The sequence below is a fragment of the Bacillus cereus genome (assembly GCF_002564555.1).
GTDB lineage: Bacteria > Bacillota > Bacilli > Bacillales > Bacillaceae_G > Bacillus_A > Bacillus_A cereus_K.
Genome location: NZ_NUVD01000020.1, coordinates 82,663 through 103,081, shown reverse-complemented (window position 1 = coordinate 103,081; position 20,419 = coordinate 82,663). Strand labels below are relative to the sequence as shown.

Genomic DNA, 20,419 nt, shown 5'->3' with positions numbered 1-20,419 from the left:
TTTTTATTTCCATTATTCCCCTTTGAAAGCACGTTTAAGCTTTCCGAATAAACTATCATCCTGCTCTTCTTGTCCTGCAAATTCACGTAATAAGTCTTTTTGATGTGAAGTTAATTTCGTCGGTACAACAACACGAACGACTACATATTGATCTCCTTGACCATAACCACGTACGTTCGGAGCTCCTTTTCCTTTCAGGCGGAATTCTGTTCCCGTTTGTGTTCCTGCTGGAATTTTCAGCTTCACTTTACCATGAACAGTAGGAACTTCCACTTCCGCACCAAGTGCCATTTGCGCAAATGTTAATGGCATTTCACAAATAATGTGATCTCCTTCACGCTCGAAGAATTCATGATTTCTCACATGAACGACAACATATAAATCTCCTGCTGGTCCGCCATTTACACCCGCTTCACCTTTTCCAGATACACGAATTTGTTGACCATTATCGATACCCGCTGGAATTTTAACGTTAATTTTTTTATGTTTACGTACTTTACCAGAACCGTGACATGTCGTACATTTTTCTTTAATCATTTGACCAGTTCCTGAACAATGACCACAAGCTTGACGGTTTACAATACGACCAAACGGTGTATTTTGTTCTACACTTACTTGACCTGATCCTGAACAATGTTTACATGTTTCTTTTGAAGTTCCTGGTTTTGCTCCGCTACCTTTACAAGTACCACATGGATCTTCTACTGGAATCTCAACATTTAACTCTTTACCAAAAATAGCTTCTTCAAACTCTAAAGTAACTTGATATTGTAAGTCAGCACCTTGGCGCGGAGCATTTGGATCACGACGTCTGCCGCCACCACCGCCAAAGAATGAACTAAAGATATCTTCAAAACCGAAGCCACCACCGAAGTCTCCTCCGCCGCCAAAGCCACCGAAACCTTGATTCGCACCAGCATGACCAAATTGATCGTACTGCGCACGCTTTTGATCATCGCTTAATACTTCGTATGCTTCTTGTACTTCTTTAAATTTTTCAATTGCATTTTCTTCTTTACTTACGTCTGGATGGTATTTTTTAGCCAAACGACGATACGCTTTTTTAATTTCATCTTTTGAAGCGCCCTTGCTAAGTCCAAGGACCTCATAATAATCTCGTTTACTCATAAATTTGCAACCCCCGAATCTTTCACATAAACGTAATTTTAACATCGAAAGAAAGTGCTTTGCAACAAAGTTTCCTCACTTACAGTATGCAAAGTAAAAAACTTAAGATCCTCACACATTTCTCCTCATTCATGAAAAAAGCCAAAGCCAAGGCACGCTTGACTTTGACTTTTTGTCATCTTACTTATTTATATTACTTATCTTCTTTTACTTCTTCAAACTCAGCATCTACTACATTGTCTTTCTTCGCGCCAGCATCTTGTGCTCCTTGTGCACCTTCTGCTTGCCCTGCAGCTGCTTGAGCTTGCTCGTATAATTTAACAGTTAATTGTTGTACGATTTCTTGTAAAGCGTCTTTTTTCGCACGGATTTCCTCAAGCTCGTTCTTTTCGATCGCAGCTTGTAATGCTTCTTTCGCTTCTGTTGCTTTTGCAACTTCAGCTGCATCTACTTTACCTTCTAAATCTTTTACAACTTTATCCGTTTGGAATACAAGTTGGTCAGCTTCATTACGAAGTTCAACTTCTTCCTTACGTTTTTGGTCAGCGTCAGCATTCGCTTCTGCTTCTTGTACCATACGATCTACTTCTTCATCAGAAAGACCTGAAGAAGATTGGATTGTAATAGTTTGTTCTTTGCTTGTTCCTAAGTCTTTTGCACGTACGTTAACGATACCGTTCGCATCAATATCGAATGTTACTTCGATTTGTGGAATACCACGTGGTGCTGGCGGAAGGTCTGTTAATTGGAAACGACCTAGCGTTTTGTTGTCAGCTGACATTGGACGCTCACCTTGTAATACGTGAATGTCTACTGCTGGTTGGTTATCAGCAGCTGTTGAGAATACTTGTGACTTACTTGTTGGAATTGTAGTGTTACGCTCGATTAATTTCGTGAACACGCCACCCATAGTTTCAATACCTAAAGAAAGTGGAGTTACGTCTAATAATAGTACGCCTTCTACATCACCAGTAAGTACGCCACCTTGAACTGCAGCACCTAATGCTACAACTTCATCAGGGTTTACACCTTTATATGGCTCTTTACCAGTTTCACGTTTAATTGCTTCTTGTACAGCTGGGATACGAGTAGATCCACCAACAAGGATAACTTTATCTAATTCGCTTGGAGCAAAACCAGCGTCTTTTAATGCACGGCGAGTTGGCTCTAATGTTCTTTCAACAAGACCAGCTGAAATCTCTTCGAATTTCGCTCTTGTTAACGTTAATTCTAAGTGTAATGGACCAGCTGCTCCAGCACTAATGAATGGTAATGAAATTTGTGTTTGTGTTACACCTGAAAGATCTTTTTTCGCTTTTTCAGCTGCATCTTTCAAACGTTGAAGTGCCATTTTATCTTGGCTTAAGTCAATGTTGTTTTCTTTTTTGAATTCAGCTACTAAGTGATCGATAATAACTTGGTCAAAGTCATCTCCACCAAGACGGTTGTCACCAGCAGTTGAAATAACTTCGAATGTGCCGTCTGCTAACTCAAGGATAGATACGTCAAATGTACCGCCACCTAAGTCATATACTAAGATTTTTTGTTCTTCATCTTGTTTTTCTAAACCGTAAGCAAGTGCTGCTGCTGTTGGTTCGTTAATGATACGCTCAACTTCTAAACCAGCGATACGACCAGCATCTTTCGTTGCTTGGCGCTCTGCATCGTTAAAGTATGCAGGTACTGTAATAACAGCTTTCGTTACTGTTTCACCTAAGTATGCTTCAGCAGAAGCTTTTAGGTTTTGTAAAATGATTGCAGAAATTTCTTGAGGTGTATAATCTTTACCTTCAACTTCTACTTTATAGTCTGTACCCATATGACGTTTAACAGACATGATTGTATTTGGGTTTGTAATTGCTTGACGTTTCGCAACTTCCCCAACTTGACGCTCTTCATTTTTGAAAGCTACAACAGAAGGTGTTGTACGGTTTCCTTCTGGATTTGGGATAACCTTTGGTTCTCCACCTTCCATAACAGCTACACAAGAGTTTGTTGTACCTAAGTCAATACCGATAATTTTACTCATGGCGATTCCTCCTACTTTTATGTAAATTATTGATTTACTTTTACCATTGATGGGCGAATCACACGGTCTTTTAGTTTATAACCTTTTTGGAATTCCTCCACAACCGCGTTTGATTCAAATTCACTGTCTTCCACTTGCATAATAGCTTGGTGCTCATTAGGATCAAACTGTTTACCAACAGATTCAATCACTTCAACACCTTCTTTAGTCAACGCTTCTAGCAATTGACGATGCACCATTTCCATACCTTGTAACAAGGATTTCGTTTGCTCATCAGTTGCTTCCACTTGCATCGCTCTTTCAAAATTATCAAGAGCTGGCAAAATATCTGAAACTAAACTTTGTGCTCTATATTTTTCAGCAGCCTGTTTATCCATTTGGACACGGCGCTTATGATTTTCAAAATCAGCTTGTAGACGTAATGTGCGACCTTCCGTTTCCGTTAGTTTCGCTTGTAACTCATCTACTTTTTCTTGTAAAAGAGCAGCCTCACTTTTTTCTTCTACAGTTTCTTCACTGTTTTCTGGCGTGACAGCTTCTTCAACTTGCGCTTCTTTCACTTCTTCTACCACTTGTTCGTTACGCTCTTCCACAATTTTCACCTCCTTAAAAGGTATTAGGTATCATGTATAGCATGATTACCTAAGCATTATATATTACACACAGCAATGAAAACTTCATCACTTGAGCGAATGTATTACTCTCACTTACTTTTTAAGTCCATCAGTAAATTGTCTCGTAAATAACTGTAACAAACTAATTACACGAGAATATTGCATTCTCGTTGGACCTAAAATCGCAATTGTTCCAAGTTGTTCTTCTCCGATTGAATATGTTGCAGAAATTAAACTACAATCCTCCATGGCCGTCGAAGAGTTTTCCCTACCAATTTTCACTTGAATACCAACTTGTTTATGACGCAAAATATCATAAAATTCAGCTTCGTTATCAATCATCGTCAGCAAGGACCTTACTTTTTGAATGTCATGGAACTCTGGTTGCGAAAGCATATTTGCTTTTCCTCCAAAGTATATCTTTTCCGATAAAGGAACTTGAAATGTACCATCTAGCATTTTTATTGCACTATCGTAATTATGAACATACCCACGCAATACCGTAACAATCTCCTTAAAGATTTTATTATGGAGTTCCGACATTGGTACGCCCGATAGCTTTTCATTTAAAATATTAACCATTTTTTCTAAATCTGATAAATCAACAGATTCCGGAACGGTAATCGTTTTACTTTGTACATGCCCTGTATCCGTTACAATAATAGCGACTGCAGTTTGACGATCAAGCGGGACAATTTGTACGTTTTTAAGTTTATTTGTGCTTAACTTCGGTCCAAGAACAATGGCCGTATAATTCGTAAGCTCTGATAAAATTTGAGCTGATTGCTGTGCAACCTTTTCCGCTTCAAAAATTCTTTCAGCAAATAAATCTTTAATTTGTACAATTTCATCGTTCGGTAAGTTTTGCGGCGCTAAAAGATGGTCTACATAAAATCGGTATCCCTTTTCAGAAGGAACACGTCCAGAAGAACTGTGCGTTTTTTCAATAAATCCTAGTTCCTCTAAATCAGCCATTTCATTTCGAATAGTAGCTGAACTAAACGTAATTTCATCTTTCTTAGCCAACGTCCTTGACCCAACAGGTTGCGCTGATCCAATAAAGTCATCAATAATTGTTTGTAAAATTAAGAGCTGACGTTCCGTAAGCATCTCATCATCACCTCTGTTAGCACTCTTTGTCTTCGAGTGCTAAATCTATTAATAACTTACCAAAATTGACATTCAATTGTCAACGGAAACGTCACGAAATAATGAAACTTTTTCACGTTAATGGAACATTTAATTAGTCAATCAAAAATGATTGGAATACTTCATTCCCTAATAATTTTCCTTTTCGCGTTAGACGAACATATCCATCGCTCTCTTCAAGCAATCCTTGTTCTTGGTTACTTTGTAACTGCTTCGCGAAAACTTGATCCATCTCCATATTAAATTTCTTTTGAAACTCTATTTTAGATACACCTTTCGTTTTACGAAGCCCTAAGAACAACTCTTCTTCCATTTTTTCTTTCTCCGTCACCGCGTGAACATCTAAATATGGAAATCCAGTTTCATCGATTTTATTGAAATATTGCTTGAGCGGTCCTACATTTTGGATACGTTCTCCATTTACATAACTATGCGCTCCAGCTCCAAATCCATAATACTCTTCATTATTCCAGTATGTGAGATTATGTCTACTTTCATTATCATCTTTTGAGAAATTACTAATTTCATACTGGGTATAGCCGTGTTTCTCCATTTCATCCATTACCATTTCGTACATTTTCGCTTCGTGATCTTCACCTGGAAGACGTAATTTCCCTTTATTCATTAAGTTATAAAATACTGTTTTCGGTTCCACAATTAATGAATATGCCGAGAAATGTTGCACGCCAAGCGTAAAAGCAATGTCTAATGTTTCTTTTACATCTTCTATCGTCTGTCCTGGCAGAGCATAAATAATATCTACATTTATATTTTTGAAGCCCACTTCCTGCGCTTCTCTAATTGCTATAAACGCATCTTCTCTCGTATGCTTGCGCCCAATTTTCTCAAGCAATTCATCTCGAAATGTTTGCACACCAAAACTAATTCGGTTCACTCCACCTTCTAGCAATACATTTAACTTCTCTTTCGGCAAATCACCCGGATTCGCTTCAAATGTTAATTCACAATTTGGGGCAAATGGACGTAAACGACGGTTTATAATATCTAATAATTTCTTTGTCTGCTCCATGTTTAACGCTGTCGGAGTTCCCCCGCCAACAAAAATCGTTTTCATACTATCAAACGGTACCTTTTGAACTGTATTTATTATTTCTTTCTCTAAATACTCTAAATATTGATCGACCGGCTGGCGTTCAATAAACACTTTATTAAAATCACAATAGTGACAAATATGCTGACAAAACGGAATATGAATATATGCAGCTTGCACCAAATATAACTCCTACCTTTCTAAAAAGAAAACCTCCGCGCTCGGGAGGAATCTTTACTTCTCTAACGTATTACGAATTTGTTCCATTCGCATTTTTCCCCAATCATACATCATTTCAACGATCGGTAAAAGCGACATGCCTAATTCCGTCATATAATACTCCACTCGCGGAGGAATTTCTGGGTATACTGTTCGGTGAACAATCCCATCTTCCATTAACTCTTTTAATTGGTTCGACAAAACTTTATGAGAAATGCTTGGGAATAATCGTTGCAATTCACTAAAACGATGAGGCCCTTCCACACCAAGATGCCACAGTATCACAACTTTCCACTTCCCGCTAATAATAGAAAGCGTCAATTCCTTTTCACAATTAAAATTGCCATGTTGTATTTTCTCGTGAATATCTTTTCGAATATTTTCGGACATTAACAAACTCCTAACTCTATATGAACTAAAAAGCTCTCTCACTATTGTAAATGAGAGGAGCTACGTTGTCTAAAAAGTAATTATATAAAAAAGAAGCCGTATAAACGACTTCTTTTTTTATCTCAATTCGTACGAAATAACAATCAATTATTAGTTGTCATCCATTTTCAGTACAGCCATGAATGCTTCTTGTGGTACTTCTACAGAACCAACAGACTTCATACGTTTTTTACCTTCTTTTTGCTTATCAAGAAGTTTACGCTTACGAGAAATGTCACCGCCGTAACATTTCGCAAGTACGTTTTTACGCATCGCCTTAATTGTAGAACGCGCTACAACTTTGTTTCCGATAGTAGCCTGAATTGGCACTTCGAACTGTTGTCTTGGAATTAATTCTTTTAATTTCTCTACAATTACTTTACCACGGTCATACGCTGAATCACGGTGCACAATAAATGATAAAGCATCCACTTGTTCATTATTTAAAAGAATATCCATTTTCACAAGTTTAGATGGTTTATAACCGATTAACTCGTAGTCAAATGATGCATATCCTTTCGTATTTGATTTCAATTGATCGAAGAAATCATATACGATTTCTGATAACGGGATATCATATGTCAATGTAACACGTGTTTCATCTAAATATTGCATATCAATAAACGTTCCACGTTTACCTTGGCAAATTTCCATTACAGCTCCAACATAGTCATTCGGAACCATAATTGCAGCCTTCACAAACGGCTCTTCTACGCGATCGATAGACTGTGGATCTGGCATATTAGATGGATTATCAACAATAACATCTTCACCGTTTGTTAAATAAACTTTATAAATAACGCTTGGCGCTGTTGTAATTAAGTCAATCTTAAATTCACGTTCAATACGTTCTTGAATGATTTCCATGTGAAGAAGTCCTAAGAAACCACAACGGAAACCAAATCCTAGCGCTTGAGATGTTTCAGGCTCAAACTCAAGAGCAGAATCGTTTAACTCTAATTTTTCTAACGCATCACGTAAATCGTTGTAACGTGCAGAATCAATCGGATATAAACCACAGAATACCATCGGGTTTAATTTACGGTAACCTGCTAACGCCTCTGCAGCCGGACGTTTCGCATGTGTAATCGTATCACCAACGCGTGTGTCACCAACATTTTTAATCGATGCTGCTAAGAAACCTACATCACCTACTGTTAGCTCGTCACGTTGCGTTGTTTTCGGTGTAAACACACCTACTTCTGTTACTTCAAATTCTTTACCAGTTGCCATCATACGTACTTTATCGCCAACTTTTACCGTTCCATTTACAACACGAATATAAGCAATTACACCGCGGTATGGATCATATAAAGAGTCGAAAATCATACATTGTAACGGCTCTTCCGAATCACCTGTTGGAGCTGGTACTTTTTCAACGATTTGTTCTAAGATTTCTTCAATACCAATGCCAGCTTTCGCCGAAGCAAGTACTGCTTCTGATGCATCTAAACCAATTACATCTTCTACCTCTTGACGCACACGTTCTGGATCTGCACTTGGCAAATCGATTTTATTAATAACTGGTAAAATTTCTAAATTGTTATCAAGCGCTAAATATACGTTCGCTAACGTTTGTGCTTCAATACCTTGCGCTGCATCCACTACAAGAATTGCGCCTTCACAAGCCGCTAAACTACGAGATACTTCGTACGTAAAGTCGACGTGTCCTGGTGTATCAATTAAGTGAAGAATGTATTCTTCACCGTCTTTCGCTTTATAAGTTAATTGTACTGCGTTTAATTTAATTGTAATACCACGCTCACGCTCTAAATCCATAGAGTCAAGCAATTGAGCTTTCATTTCACGTTGTGTTAACGCGTTTGTTTTCTCTAAAATACGGTCTGCTAACGTTGACTTTCCGTGGTCAATATGAGCAATGATAGAGAAATTACGGATTTTAGACTGTCTTTTTGCTCTTTCTTCTTTGTTCATCTATGTTCTCAACTCCTAATAGTCTCGCCAATATACACTAGCACTGATTATATCAATAGAGCAGCAAAGATTCAATGAAAACTCGTGCTGCTTACAATACAAATCATTCTATCTATATCTTATGCGAACAAACCATAAGAGACAAACCTTTTCCAAATAAAAAAAACGGCTGTCATGCAAAACGATAAGACAACCGTTCTTCCTTCTACTCTTAGCTAAAAATCTCTTTCACTTTCCCAACAACTATATCTGTCCCAAACTTTGTCATTTCATACGCAACGCTCGCTATTGCCATGCCAATCCCTTCTACCACATTAAAACTTCTTAAACTTTCTAATTGTTTTTGTTTTTCAACAGTTGAAAATGAGCTTCCCAAAATTTCTGATTCAGCAATTTCACCTTCTGTTCCTGTCATATGAGCTATTTGTTCATACGACAGCTGCTGATAACCTTTCATACTTTTCAAACCATGATTAGCAAGCGCAACTCCCGCTATCATCATAAGTAAGCATAAAGCTGCACTACATATACATAAAAGCGAAAAGCGACTTAAACTATTATCATCTCTTTCCATCAATGTGTATATGCTCCTGTATTATCTTGATCAATTTGATGATGCAGCGCTGCGTTTAAACCACCCGCTATTACATTCGCCATATCCTCAATAAAAGCATCTACTTCTTTTGGGGTCACCATTAAATTATGACCAAGAGGAGACAGCACTTCATAAATCAATTTTCTTTTTTCTTCTTCTTCTAACGTACCAACAGCACCTAAAAACATATTTCTACTCTTTTCATCTGGCAGATCTTCTTCTGTTAATTTTTTCTTTTCTCCAAATGAAAATCCCGCCGGTAATAAAGAACGTGACGGCTTATGCCCCTCTTTCATCTCTCTTCCAAAGTGCTTCAAAATAAAATCGATTGTATCACTCGTAATAGAAACTGCATCAACCACAGTCGGAACACCGATTGCGATAACTGGTATACCTAATGTATCTTTACTTAGTTCCTTACGTTTATTCCCAACACCAGACCCAGGGTGAATTCCTGTATCAGAAATTTGTATCGTACTATTTACTCGTTCAATAGAACGGGCAGCTAATGCATCAATCGCAATTACAAAATCTGGTTTCGTTTTTTCGATAATCCCGTAAATAACATCGCTCGTTTCAATTCCTGTAATCCCCATCACTCCTGGCCGAATTGCACTAACAGGCCTAAATCCTTCTTCTACACTTTCAGGCTGCAATTGAAACAAATGTCTCGTCACCAATACGTTTTCTACAACTATCGGTCCGAGTGCATCTGGCGTTACATTCCAATTCCCAAGACCGACAATTAAACAACTTGCCTCTTTTGTAACACCCACCTCTTCTAAAAAATAAGAAAATTCTTTTGCAAAAATACGCTCTACTTTTTGTTGAAGTTCCGTATCTTGTTGACGTATCCCTTGTACTTCAAGCGTTAAATAATTTCCAGGTTTTTTTCCCATCGATTCAGATGCAACTTCATCAATTGTTACTTTTGTAATTGTAATACCCTCTGCTTCCCTCTCTTTTACAATAACTCCTTGTATCCCTTTTTGTTCTTCTTGGCGCTCTTGCAGCATTTGATGCGCTTCTACAGCAAGGTCTGTTCTAACACTATATTTACTTAAATCTAATGGTTCTTTCATCGTATCTCCTCCGTAATTCATAGTAAATATCGTTAGATTTCCCAAAGTTATATAAGGCCATTCTTTTCTTCACGTGAAATTTCATTGATATACTATTGCAATTCTCTTCACCGTTTGATAAAATATCACTTGTTCTATGTAAGAATCGAGTCATTCGATTGCACCAGGGAGGTGAAAAGTATGGCAAACATCAAATCTGCTATCAAACGCGCTAAACTTAGCGAAGAGCGTCGTTCACATAACGCTTCTATCAAGTCTGACATGCGTTCTGCTGTTAAAACTGTAGAAGCTTTAGTTACTAATAACGATCTTGAAAATGCTAAAGAAGCTTTCAAAACTGCTTCTAAAAAACTTGACAAAGCAGCTCGTAAAGGTCTTATCCACCAAAACGCTGCAGCTCGTCAAAAATCTCGCTTAGCGAAACAAGTAAACGCGTAAGGCGTTTAAAAAACGATCCATTTGGGTCGTTTTTTTATATACAAAAAAGTTCATGTAACAAGTACATGAACTTTTTTGTATCATTACATATGATTTAGCCGCATTAGGAAAAACTCAAGCACAAGTTTCTTATCCATTTTTCCCGTCTTCATACTATAATCAGCTTCCGCTAATTCTATAATGACTTTTTTTAATTCTTCAAAAGAGAAAAACTTCGTTTGATTCATCGCCAACTTTACACGATACGGATGTACACCAATATGAGACGCTATTTGATTTTGTCCATAACCACGCTGTTGTAACTCTTTCACTTGATACAGTAAACGGAATTGACTCACTAATAATGCCAACAATTTAATAGGCTCTTCCTGTTGCGTAAATAATCCATCCAAAATTTGCATCGCACCCGCGATATCTTTTTTTACTACTTTCTCTGTCAAAGCAAACACATTTTGCTCCACAGACTTCGGTACAAGCTCTGCAACAAGTCTCGATGTAATCTCTCCGCCCATACCGACGTACAACGTTAACTTGTCCATTTCCTTCGCTAACATCGTTACATTACTTCCCACAAGCTCTAACAACAAACTAACAGCTGCATTATCAATATGCACATGTACTTCATCCGCACGAGCAACAATCCATTTCTGAACATCCTGCACTTGCATCGCATTTGCTTCTACTATATTCGATGTTTTCTTCAATAGCTTTGTAATTTTTTTTCGTTCATCGAGTTTTTCGTATGGCGCAACAAAAACAAGAATAGAAAATGGAGAAGGTTCTCCAATATATTCTTCTAAAATTTTTATATTTTGCTCTAACTTTTCTTTTTGTGAAGTTAAAAAAAGTGGTGATTTTATTAATAGCACTTTTCGTTCCCCAAAAAAAGGAAGCGTACGCGCATCCTCTACCACATCTTCTAAATATGCTTCTTCCAAATCGTATGTCACAACATTAAACTCTCGATCTTCCTCTTCAAGCGCTTCTGTTGTAATAAGCTTTATTGTTTCGTTTATAAAAAACGCTTCCGTTCCATACAGTAAATACAACGGAGAAAACTGTTTCTTTTTAATTTTTTTATGTATATCACTCATACTTTTTTCCTACTCCCTAACTTGGCAATATATATTTATACTAATGCCCTAGCTTTTGTTTTACAAGTACAAAGGAACAGGCTTTATAACCCGTCCCTTTATTTATATTAAACGCCACGCAATAAGCCCCGGATTTCTTATTGGTGTGCGGTAATCACCTTCCCTTTATTATTCACAATAAAAGTACGAGTATAAGTGCCAACTGTTAACATGCTTGGAAACGAAAAAATCGCACTACTTGACGAACTAAAAAGTAATAAAAATACTCGTTTTCTCTTCGTATGGAAATTGTAGATTTTTTTCTGACAATATTTTATACTAAAGTGGAATGTTGGGGAGGGATTCTAAATGAATGATTTTGAACAAAATGTTCAAAGTAAACGCAATGACGCTATTGATTCAGGGGTAGGATTTATCGTCTCATTTGGTTTTTTCGCAACACTTTTCATTATTGCAACTGTTATTAAATTCATCGGTTCTTAAAGGCTGCCATTTCATGGCAGTCTTCTCTTTTTCATCTATTATGTGTTTCATCATATGTGATTTTACTTTGAAAGGTTCCGTGTTCCCCTTTAAAAACATAAGAAATGGCACCTTGCTTATCCGTTCGCCATATTTCAATATCCATCTTCTCCAAACGCTCTATAACTTCCTTATCCGGGTGCCCATACCTATTCCGTTCGCCAGCGGAAATAATCGCTACACTTGGCTGTATATGCCTCAAAAAAGGCGCTGTAGATGACGTTTTACTCCCATGATGTGCAACCTTTAAAACATCCGCCCGCAAATGCGGATACGTTGATACTAAAAGTTTTTCTCCCTCTTCTTCTAAATCCCCTGTAAACAGCCATGTTAATCCCCCTAATTCGGCCCATATTACAATTGAAGAGTCATTTTCACTTTTTTCTTTCCCTTTCGGAGCTAGTACGAAAAATTCCGTTCCATTTACACTCCAGCTTTCTCCTTCTTCCACTACACTTATTTTCACTTCTTTTTCTACTGCCTTTTTCTTTAACACTTTTTCTAATACTGTATCTTGTTCCTTTTGACCAAATACAACTTCTTTTACAGTTATAGATGATAATAAATCTGATGCAGCACCTATATGATCCGCATCTCCATGCGTTACGATTAATTTATCGATTGTTTTTACACCTTCCTTTTGTAAAAAAGGAACAAGAATATCGTGACCAACAGAAAATTCATGCTTTTTTTGTTGCCATTCTTCTTTATTTATCCGAAGCGTTCCACCCGTATCAATAAGATAAACGCCTTTATCATACGGAAGACGGATTAATATTGCATCACCTTGGCCAACATCAATAAATGTAACACTCCCACTCTCACGAAAATATGGGTATACATAATGACACGAGCTAATAAAAAGGAATCCACTCACGACTATGAACACGATTCTTTTTGACATCCCTCTTTCCCAAACGATTAATATACTAGTAATCATCACACAATATGCAACTATAAGAAGCATAGGCGTTTGCCCAAAAATAAGGCGGATAAATGGTAAACTTTCACAGTATTTTAGAAAATTATTAGAAATAATCAAACCTATTGATAGTACATTCGCAAGTCCTTTTGCGAGAAATGGGATGATTGGCATAAATACCAGAATAATAATGCTACATGGCAATACAATTATGGATAGAAACGGCACGTATATGAGGTTGAGAAAAATACTATATGGAGAAAAATAACCAAAATGATATAACAAAATCGGGGTACTAACGAGCTGAGAGATGATAGAAATGTAAATAGCATTTCGAATTACTCCATTACTATGCCTTAATAGTATCGGAGCAGACAAAATCAAAGCAAAACTACCTACAAATGAAAATTGAAACCCAATATTAAAAACAAGATACGGATCATATATAAGCATACATATTACCGTCATACTTAGCGCATCTAAACTAGATAAGCGAGCAGAACAAATGAAAGCAACCAGCAACAAAACACCTGTTATAGAAGCTCTTATAACAGACGGTGACGCTCCTGCTATAATCATGTACACTGGAATACAAACGAGGAGACATATTGTTGCTATCTCCTTCGTCACACCACTTCTCAATAAAATGAAGTAAACTATCACCATTAACAGTACAATATGCGATCCTGAAATCGCCAATAAATGCACAAGGCCAAATTGCTGATACTGTTCTTCAACTTCAAACGTCATTTGTTGTCGGTCACCAAATAATAATGCATTCATAAAAGCACCTGATTGCTCTGGAAACATTTCTGTGACTTTAAAGATCGTATGTTGCCTATAAAAAAGAATCCATTGTACAAATGATAACGATGTTTTTTTGCACTCAGAAATATATGTAGCATCAAATATAAAATGAATGTTTTGCTTATATAAATAATCTCGGTAATCAAAACTATGAAAATTCCGAGCTGTTTGCGGTTCTTTTCTCTCGCCCTTGAATGCACAGGATAATCCCGCATACAATTGTTGTAATTGTTTCTTTTCCAAGGCTGATTTTATTTTATAACTAAACTGAACTATATTTTTATTCTGATCTTCGAACTGAAAAGATAGACGATCCCCATTAATAAGAGGTGTATTTTGTATCACCCCTCTTGTAACTTCGTAGGGCTCTCCTAGAGGCTTATTTTGTCCTTGAACATACGAGGTGTACATAGCACTACTAAAACACGCTATCATACAAATAATGAAGGTTTTACGCGAAGTACGATATAAACAGAAGAAAACATATAAAACGAGACAACATGCCAACAATAAAAAAGAAGAAGAAAAGGCGATTGCAATCCCCATTACAAACGAGATTGCAACGTAGCCCCATTGTTCCTGCAACTTATACTCACTCCTTATAGCATCATTTTTGCTTGCGTGAATACCCGCTGTAATTCTTCCATTGATAGATCATCTTTTTCCAAAGATGCAAATAGTTCTTTCAACTCCATATGACGCTTTTGCTCCTCTAACGCTGCAATATCATACTCTAGCGGAACGTGCTTCACTGTGACATTCGCTTTTTCGAATAACTCTACGGCATACGGGTGATTTTTATAATCCTGTGCATAATAAACCGCTGTAATCCCACTTTGAATAATCGCCTTACAGCACTGTAAACAAGGGTAATGCGTAACGTAAATTTCGGCTTCCTCTGTTTTTACACCAAACTTTGCACATTGTAATAAAGCATTCATTTCAGCATGAATTGTACGAACACAATGATTATCAATCACGTAGCAGCCATCATCTATGCAATGTACGCCACCTTTAATTGAACCATTATATCCACCAGCAATAATTCGTTTATCACGAACGATTGTCGCCCCTACCGCAAGCCTTGTACACGTACTACGTAAAGATAGCAGATGGCTTTGCGTCATAAAATATTGATCCCATGAAATTCGTTCCATATTTTTCACCTACTTTTTTGTCTACTTGTAGTGTAGCGAAAGAAGAAAAACTTCGTCAATCTTTTACGGAATAATAATTTGATCTTTTATTTTTTCTAGAGACTTCGCCCCAATCCCATCAATCTCTAATAAATCTTCTATTTTCTGAAACGGACCATGTTCTTCTCGATATTTCAAAATACTTTCTGCCTTTCGAGAGCCAATACCTGTGATTTTTTCAATTTGCTCTTTCGATGCTTTATTTATTTGAATCTTACCCTCTTCTCTAGAAGAAATAGCAATTCCTTGCTCCGATTCATTTTTACTCGGTATATAAAGAATCATTTGATCTTGTACAATTTGTGCCAAATTCACTTTTTTCATATCTACTTCTGGCAAAAAACCACCAGCCTTTTGAACTGCATCCTTTACCCGGTCCCCTTCCTTCATTTCATATACCCCTTCTTTACTAACCGCTCCTTTCACATCAATTATAATTATTTTTTTCTGTTCCTTTGTATCCGATATTTTCGGTTTACTTTTTTTCTCTACATCTTTCGTTTGAACATCCGTTGCAATTACTGGCCCTTCTATATGCTGGTTTGTTTTCCAGAAAAAAAGAAAAAGTATAATTACACTAATAACTACTAACCCTAACCACTTTTTCGGAAAATCCCACATCATTTTACACCTCTAATCATAAATTTATAACATCATTCATATTGTTTAGGAGAAAGCTGTTACGAAGGAGGGATGAAACATTGAACATAGGAATTATAGGGACAGGAAACATGGGGAATATACTAATCGATGCATTTTTAGAAACCCGTACTGTCAAACCTTCGTGCCTTACAATCATTAATCGAACGCCCGCCAAAGCATATCATATAAAAGAAAAATACCATTCTGTTCATATAGCCAAAACTATCGATGAAGTAATTGAGCGGTCAAACCTTATTTTTATTTGTGTAAAACCGATAGATATATACCCTATCCTACAAAAATATGCTGAACATTTTTCCGATGAAAAGTGCTTAGTTTCTATCACAAGTCCAATATCTCCATCACAATTAGAGACACTTGTACCATGCCATGTTGCACGTATTATTCCGAGCATTACAAACCGCGCCTTATCTGGTGCATCACTATTTACATTCGGAAGTAAATGCTCTGAAGAGTGGCAACAAAAACTACTACGTCTATTCAAAAACATTTCTACTCCCCTTGTAATAAAAGAAGACATAACGCGCGTTTCATCTGATATAGCAAGCTGTGGCCCTGCATTCTTTAGTTATTTATTACAATGTTTCATTAACGCTGCTGTTGATAAAACAAATATTACACATGAAGAAGCTACTACTTTAGTAAGTGAAATGGTCGTGGGAATGGGGAAATTACTTGAAAAAGAAATCTTCACATTACCTACTTTACAAGAAAAGGTATGTGTGAAAGGCGGCGTTACTGGAGAAGGTATTCGTATTTTAGAAGAACATGTTGGGGATATGTTTCATAAATTAATCGAACGGACACACGAGAAATTTGATGAAGACTTAAAATTAGTTGATCAGCAATTCAATAAGCACACATAATAAATACGTCATTATCATGCCAAATCCTTTTTATAAATACTTACTTTTTTATACCGTCCTTTCACTTAAACTAGCATTTCCACATTTTACACATAGCATCAACTCATTATTCCAGAACAAAAATTACATCTTTTTTACAAAACAAAAGCAACCTTCTCGGTTGCTTTTGTTTTATCCGTTTTTCTTCGCCATGAAGAAAATACGCTCTGTTTGTTCTGTAACTTCAAGCCGCTCAAAGTCACCAGTCACTCGAAGCACTGTAAAACCAGCTTCTTCAAGCCATTTCGTTAGCTCTTCAACCTGATATGCACGTTGCACGTGACATTCGTCAAAACGATGGTACACATCTTCTTCTGGATCTTGAACAAAGAATGTTAAATCATGTTCTACACTATCTGGTTCTTCACCAGGGAAGCAATTCCAAATAAGAGATATTTCTTCTCCATTCACTGTGTACGTTTCATTTTGAAATACATGATGTATTTTATATAAAGAATGTACATCAAATAAAAACAAACCATCTTGGCGTAAATGGTGAAACACTCGTCTAAATGTTTCTTGCACTCCATCTTCTTGTAATACATAGTTTAATGAATCACAAAAGATGGTTACACAGTCAAACTCACCTGGAACATCAAGCTCTCGCATGTCTTGTTGGTAAAAAGGAATAAAGTATCCTTCTGCCCCTAGTTTTTGCTGAGCGACTGTTAACATTTCTTCTGAAAGATCGACACCTATTAAATCGTAGCCCTTTTCTACAAGCGGAAGTGTTACATTACCAGTACCACATGCTACATCAAGAATCTTTGCCTCTTTCATACTTGCTTGCTGCAGACTTTCCTCTGTGAATTCCACCCATTTATCATATGGGACATCATTCATTAGTTCGTCATACAACAATGCAAATTGTTCGTATTTCATTGGTCTAGCTCGTCTGCGATATCTTCACGCGGCACATCGCCCCATAGACGCTCTAAGTTGTAGTGATCACGCTCATCTTTATGGAACACATGCGCAACTACATCACCAAGGTCCACTAACACCCAACGTGCTTCATCAAAACCTTCCATACGTTGTACATTAATTTCGAACTCATGTGCCTTCGCTTTAATTTCACGTGCAATTGCTTGCACTTGCTTGTCCGAATTCCCGTGACAAATAATAAAATAGTCTGCAATCGGTGAAATACCTTGCATATTTAGTACGACCATATCTTCTGCTCTCTTATCATCAGCTGCTTTCGCTGCTAATACTAATAAATCTTTATCTTTCATTTAATAATTTCCTCCTTGATAACTGCGTTGTATGTTTGGAATGTTAATGGATAAATCGTTTGATCTTTTTCCATTAAAAATTGAATTGTTCGCTTTAAAGCAAACAATAAAGCTTGATTTATATCCTCATATGCGAGTTTACGGGCCTCTTCCACACCTGGGAACTTACGCCCTGGCTCAATATAATCTGCTACATAAATCACTTTATCTAACATCGTCATATTTTCATGACCACTTGTATGATATGTAATAGCTTGCAAAATTTCAGAGTCAGTAATGCCTACTTCTTTTTCTACTAAGTATGCCCCAACAGGTGCATGCCATAACTCTTTGTTATAGTGGAGTAGATCCTTCGGCAAAGCTTCTCTCTTAATAATCTCTTCCATTTCGGAAATCGCTCTACATTTTGCATAGTCATGAAATATAGCTGCCATCTCTGCTTTTTTCTCATCCACACCGTATAACTTAGCAAGCTCGATCGCTGTCTCCATTACACCAATTGTGTGTATATAACGTTTTTCATGCATTTGTTGTTTGACAATATGAAGTGCATTCTCACGATTCATACAACCCATTCCTCTCGATATATACCTGTACTTTTTCAGGAAGTAAATATTTACATGTTTTCTTCTCTTTATATCTCTCGCGCAATAAAGATGAAGAAACTGCAAACTCCGGGATTTCCACTGTAGTGATATTATAAGGTGTTTGCAATGTATACCCAGGTCTGGCAACCCCAACAAACGTTACAAGGTTAAGTAACGCTTCAATGTTATACCACTTCGGTAAATACTCCACCATATCTCCACCAATAATAAAGTGAAACTGCACATCTGGATGCTTCTCCGTCAATTGTAACATAGTGTCATACGTATAAGATGGGCCTTTCCGGTTCAGCTCTTCTAAACAAATAGAAAAATGTTCTTCTGCCTCAGTCGCAAGCTCTAACATATGTAAGCGACTTTCTACACTTGTAATATTCCGCCCTTGTTTATGCGGTGGAATTTGGTTTGGCAAAAACCATACTTCTTCCAAATTTAAAGCGTGATATACTTCATTCGCAATTAGCAAATGTCCGTAATGAGGCGGATCAAACGTCCCGCCAATGATGCCAATTTTTCTCAAAAGAAACGCCCCTTCCTTTTACATACAGCAACTCTCTTCCTATCGATCCGAAGAGAGTTCACTGTTAATAAAAGTTCAATCGGTTTCGATCTCTACATCATTAAGTACCAGCGATAAAAGTAGTCAATACTAATCTTTTATCGAGGAAGCTTAATTTGTTTATTTTCTCTTGATTCTTTGTATAAAACAATTGTGCTTCCAATTACTTGAACGATTTCAGCTCGCGCGCCTTGTGCAAGCTCTTCTGCAACTTCACGACGATCAAATTCACAGTTTTGTAATACGCTCACTTTAAATAGTTCACGAACTTCTAACGCTTCTCCAATTTGTTTCACCATATTCTCATTTACGCCGCCTTTTCCTACTTGAAAAATTGGTGTTAAATGATGTGCTTGTGCACGTAAAAATCTTTTTTGTTTTCCTGTTAACATATATGTTAGCCTCCAAGCTTTTTTATAACTAATTGTTTCATTCTATCGATATTTGGCACACGTCCTGTCCACATTTCAAATGCAAGTGCCCCTTGATAAACAAACATATCAATGCCATTTTGAATAATCGCACCTTGCTCTTTTGCCTCACATAAAATTCTCGTTTCAAATGGATTATAAATTATATCTGATACAATCGTTCCTTTTTTTAACGAAGAAATGTGTAATGGCGTATGTTCGACGTGTGGATGCATACCTATTGTTGTCGTCTGAATGATAATATCATAATTTCCTTGTTCCTCTGTTGCTTTTTCTAGCGATAAAGCAACAGAATTATCATTGGCCGTACATGCAGCAATAAGTTCTTTCGCCTTATCTACTGTACGATTGGCTACATCAATCTCTTCCACACCTACATCAGCAAGCGAAAAATAAATAGCTCGGCTAGCTCCACCTGCGCCAAGTAATAAAATACGCTTCCCTTGCAGCGGTTCACTACTAACTGCCTGTAAGGCCCTTACAAAACCGATTCCATCTGTATTGTAGCCAATTAATTTTCCATCCTTATGAACCACTGTATTTACTGCACCGATTTGTCTTGCTAACGGGTCAATCTCATCCAAATAATCCATAATAGCAACTTTGTGTGGAGTTGTTACATTAAATCCTGAAATACCTAATGCTTTTAAACCTCTTACTGCTTCCCCTAGCACTTCTTCTTCAACAAGAAATGCATGATAGTGGGCATCCATATCCAAGTGTTCAAATGCATCATTATGCATAACGGGTGATAATGAATGTCCAATTGGATTTCCGATTACACCATATAATTGTTTCATAAATCCCTCTC

22 protein-coding genes are annotated in these 20,419 nt (G+C 37.1%); 3 read left to right on the top strand and 19 right to left on the bottom strand.

Annotation, left to right across the window (positions count from 1 at the left end; all coding sequences use genetic code 11):
* Positions 1-12: 12 nt before the first annotated feature.
* The 9 genes from dnaJ to gpr all read right to left on the bottom strand — a co-directional run bounded on the left by dnaJ (position 13) and on the right by gpr (position 10,231).
* On the bottom strand, positions 13-1,128 hold the full coding sequence (dnaJ, locus tag COI75_RS10845) for a chaperone protein DnaJ (RefSeq protein WP_000043940.1): 1,116 nt from the start codon (positions 1,126-1,128) through the stop codon (positions 13-15).
* A gap of 193 nt (positions 1,129-1,321) precedes the next feature.
* Positions 1,322-3,157, bottom strand: coding sequence for a chaperone protein DnaK (gene dnaK / locus COI75_RS10840; protein WP_000034697.1), 1,836 nt, complete (start codon positions 3,155-3,157; stop codon positions 1,322-1,324).
* A 26-nt stretch (positions 3,158-3,183) separates the two neighbouring features.
* A complete protein-coding gene (grpE, locus tag COI75_RS10835; protein WP_000392707.1) occupies positions 3,184-3,750 on the bottom strand; it encodes a nucleotide exchange factor GrpE in 567 nt (188 codons plus the stop codon).
* 114 nt (positions 3,751-3,864) lie between these two features.
* Entirely contained in the window at positions 3,865-4,881 is a 1,017-nt protein-coding gene (hrcA, locus tag COI75_RS10830) for a heat-inducible transcriptional repressor HrcA (protein ID WP_000954952.1), read from the bottom strand.
* A gap of 133 nt (positions 4,882-5,014) precedes the next feature.
* Positions 5,015-6,154, bottom strand: a complete 1,140-nt coding sequence (gene hemW, locus COI75_RS10825; RefSeq protein WP_033657063.1) for a radical SAM family heme chaperone HemW — start codon at positions 6,152-6,154, stop codon at positions 5,015-5,017.
* Between the two features lie 51 nt (positions 6,155-6,205).
* On the bottom strand, positions 6,206-6,580 hold the full coding sequence (locus COI75_RS10820; RefSeq protein ID WP_001293535.1) for a winged helix-turn-helix transcriptional regulator: 375 nt from the start codon (positions 6,578-6,580) through the stop codon (positions 6,206-6,208).
* 150 nt (positions 6,581-6,730) lie between these two features.
* Entirely contained in the window at positions 6,731-8,554 is a 1,824-nt protein-coding gene (gene lepA / locus COI75_RS10815) for an elongation factor 4 (RefSeq protein WP_001030963.1), read from the bottom strand.
* A 211-nt stretch (positions 8,555-8,765) separates the two neighbouring features.
* Positions 8,766-9,131, bottom strand: a complete 366-nt coding sequence (locus tag COI75_RS10810; RefSeq protein ID WP_002095278.1) for a YqxA family protein — start codon at positions 9,129-9,131, stop codon at positions 8,766-8,768.
* Complete coding sequence (gene gpr, locus COI75_RS10805) at positions 9,128-10,231, bottom strand: GPR endopeptidase (protein ID WP_000662631.1); 1,104 nt, start codon at positions 10,229-10,231, stop codon at positions 9,128-9,130. The genes COI75_RS10810 and gpr overlap by 4 nt, the downstream gene beginning before the upstream one ends.
* Before the next feature lie 180 nt (positions 10,232-10,411).
* On the opposite strand from gpr, the gene rpsT reads away from it, so the two are divergent.
* Positions 10,412-10,669 (top strand): 30S ribosomal protein S20, encoded by a 258-nt coding sequence (gene rpsT / locus COI75_RS10800; protein ID WP_001274014.1) that lies wholly within the window; start codon positions 10,412-10,414, stop codon positions 10,667-10,669.
* An 83-nt stretch (positions 10,670-10,752) separates the two neighbouring features.
* Here rpsT and holA read toward each other — a convergent pair whose 3' ends face one another.
* The gene (holA, locus tag COI75_RS10795) at positions 10,753-11,763 is read right to left on the bottom strand and encodes a DNA polymerase III subunit delta (RefSeq protein WP_001279935.1); all 1,011 of its coding nucleotides are present in this window, start codon (positions 11,761-11,763) and stop codon (positions 10,753-10,755) included.
* 348 nt (positions 11,764-12,111) lie between these two features.
* Here holA and COI75_RS10790 point away from each other — a divergent pair, with 348 nt between their 5' ends.
* Entirely contained in the window at positions 12,112-12,246 is a 135-nt protein-coding gene (locus tag COI75_RS10790) for a YqzM family protein (RefSeq protein ID WP_000997609.1), read from the top strand.
* A gap of 31 nt (positions 12,247-12,277) precedes the next feature.
* Here COI75_RS10790 and COI75_RS10785 read toward each other — a convergent pair whose 3' ends face one another.
* The 3 genes from COI75_RS10785 to COI75_RS10775 form a co-directional block, all read right to left on the bottom strand.
* Positions 12,278-14,599 (bottom strand): DNA internalization-related competence protein ComEC/Rec2, encoded by a 2,322-nt coding sequence (locus tag COI75_RS10785; protein ID WP_001157846.1) that lies wholly within the window; start codon positions 14,597-14,599, stop codon positions 12,278-12,280.
* Positions 14,600-14,613: 14 nt separating this feature from the next.
* Positions 14,614-15,171, bottom strand: coding sequence for a ComE operon protein 2 (locus COI75_RS10780; protein WP_000439789.1), 558 nt, complete (start codon positions 15,169-15,171; stop codon positions 14,614-14,616).
* 63 nt (positions 15,172-15,234) lie between these two features.
* Positions 15,235-15,834, bottom strand: a complete 600-nt coding sequence (locus COI75_RS10775) for a helix-hairpin-helix domain-containing protein (RefSeq protein ID WP_000989949.1) — start codon at positions 15,832-15,834, stop codon at positions 15,235-15,237.
* A 77-nt stretch (positions 15,835-15,911) separates the two neighbouring features.
* Here COI75_RS10775 and comER point away from each other — a divergent pair, with 77 nt between their 5' ends.
* Positions 15,912-16,739, top strand: coding sequence for a late competence protein ComER (gene comER / locus COI75_RS10770; RefSeq protein WP_001020562.1), 828 nt, complete (start codon positions 15,912-15,914; stop codon positions 16,737-16,739).
* Between the two features lie 171 nt (positions 16,740-16,910).
* Here comER and COI75_RS10765 read toward each other — a convergent pair whose 3' ends face one another.
* The 6 genes from COI75_RS10765 to aroE all read right to left on the bottom strand — a co-directional run bounded on the left by COI75_RS10765 (position 16,911) and on the right by aroE (position 20,408).
* A complete protein-coding gene (locus tag COI75_RS10765) occupies positions 16,911-17,660 on the bottom strand; it encodes a class I SAM-dependent methyltransferase (protein WP_000873075.1) in 750 nt (249 codons plus the stop codon).
* Complete coding sequence (gene rsfS / locus COI75_RS10760; RefSeq protein ID WP_000653198.1) at positions 17,657-18,013, bottom strand: ribosome silencing factor; 357 nt, start codon at positions 18,011-18,013, stop codon at positions 17,657-17,659. The genes COI75_RS10765 and rsfS overlap by 4 nt, the downstream gene beginning before the upstream one ends.
* Positions 18,010-18,579, bottom strand: coding sequence for a bis(5'-nucleosyl)-tetraphosphatase (symmetrical) YqeK (gene yqeK / locus COI75_RS10755; RefSeq protein ID WP_001078470.1), 570 nt, complete (start codon positions 18,577-18,579; stop codon positions 18,010-18,012). Before yqeK ends, rsfS begins: the two co-directional genes overlap by 4 nt.
* Positions 18,569-19,138 carry a nicotinate-nucleotide adenylyltransferase gene (gene nadD / locus COI75_RS10750; RefSeq protein WP_001226044.1) on the bottom strand — a complete coding sequence of 190 codons (570 nt, stop codon included), beginning with the start codon at positions 19,136-19,138 and terminating at the stop codon, positions 18,569-18,571. The genes yqeK and nadD overlap by 11 nt, the downstream gene beginning before the upstream one ends.
* 137 nt (positions 19,139-19,275) lie before the next feature.
* Positions 19,276-19,569, bottom strand: coding sequence for a ribosome assembly RNA-binding protein YhbY (yhbY, locus tag COI75_RS10745; RefSeq protein ID WP_000955228.1), 294 nt, complete (start codon positions 19,567-19,569; stop codon positions 19,276-19,278).
* Between the two features lie 5 nt (positions 19,570-19,574).
* Positions 19,575-20,408, bottom strand: a complete 834-nt coding sequence (gene aroE / locus COI75_RS10740; protein WP_000812062.1) for a shikimate dehydrogenase — start codon at positions 20,406-20,408, stop codon at positions 19,575-19,577.
* Between the last annotated feature and the right edge of the window lie 11 nt (positions 20,409-20,419).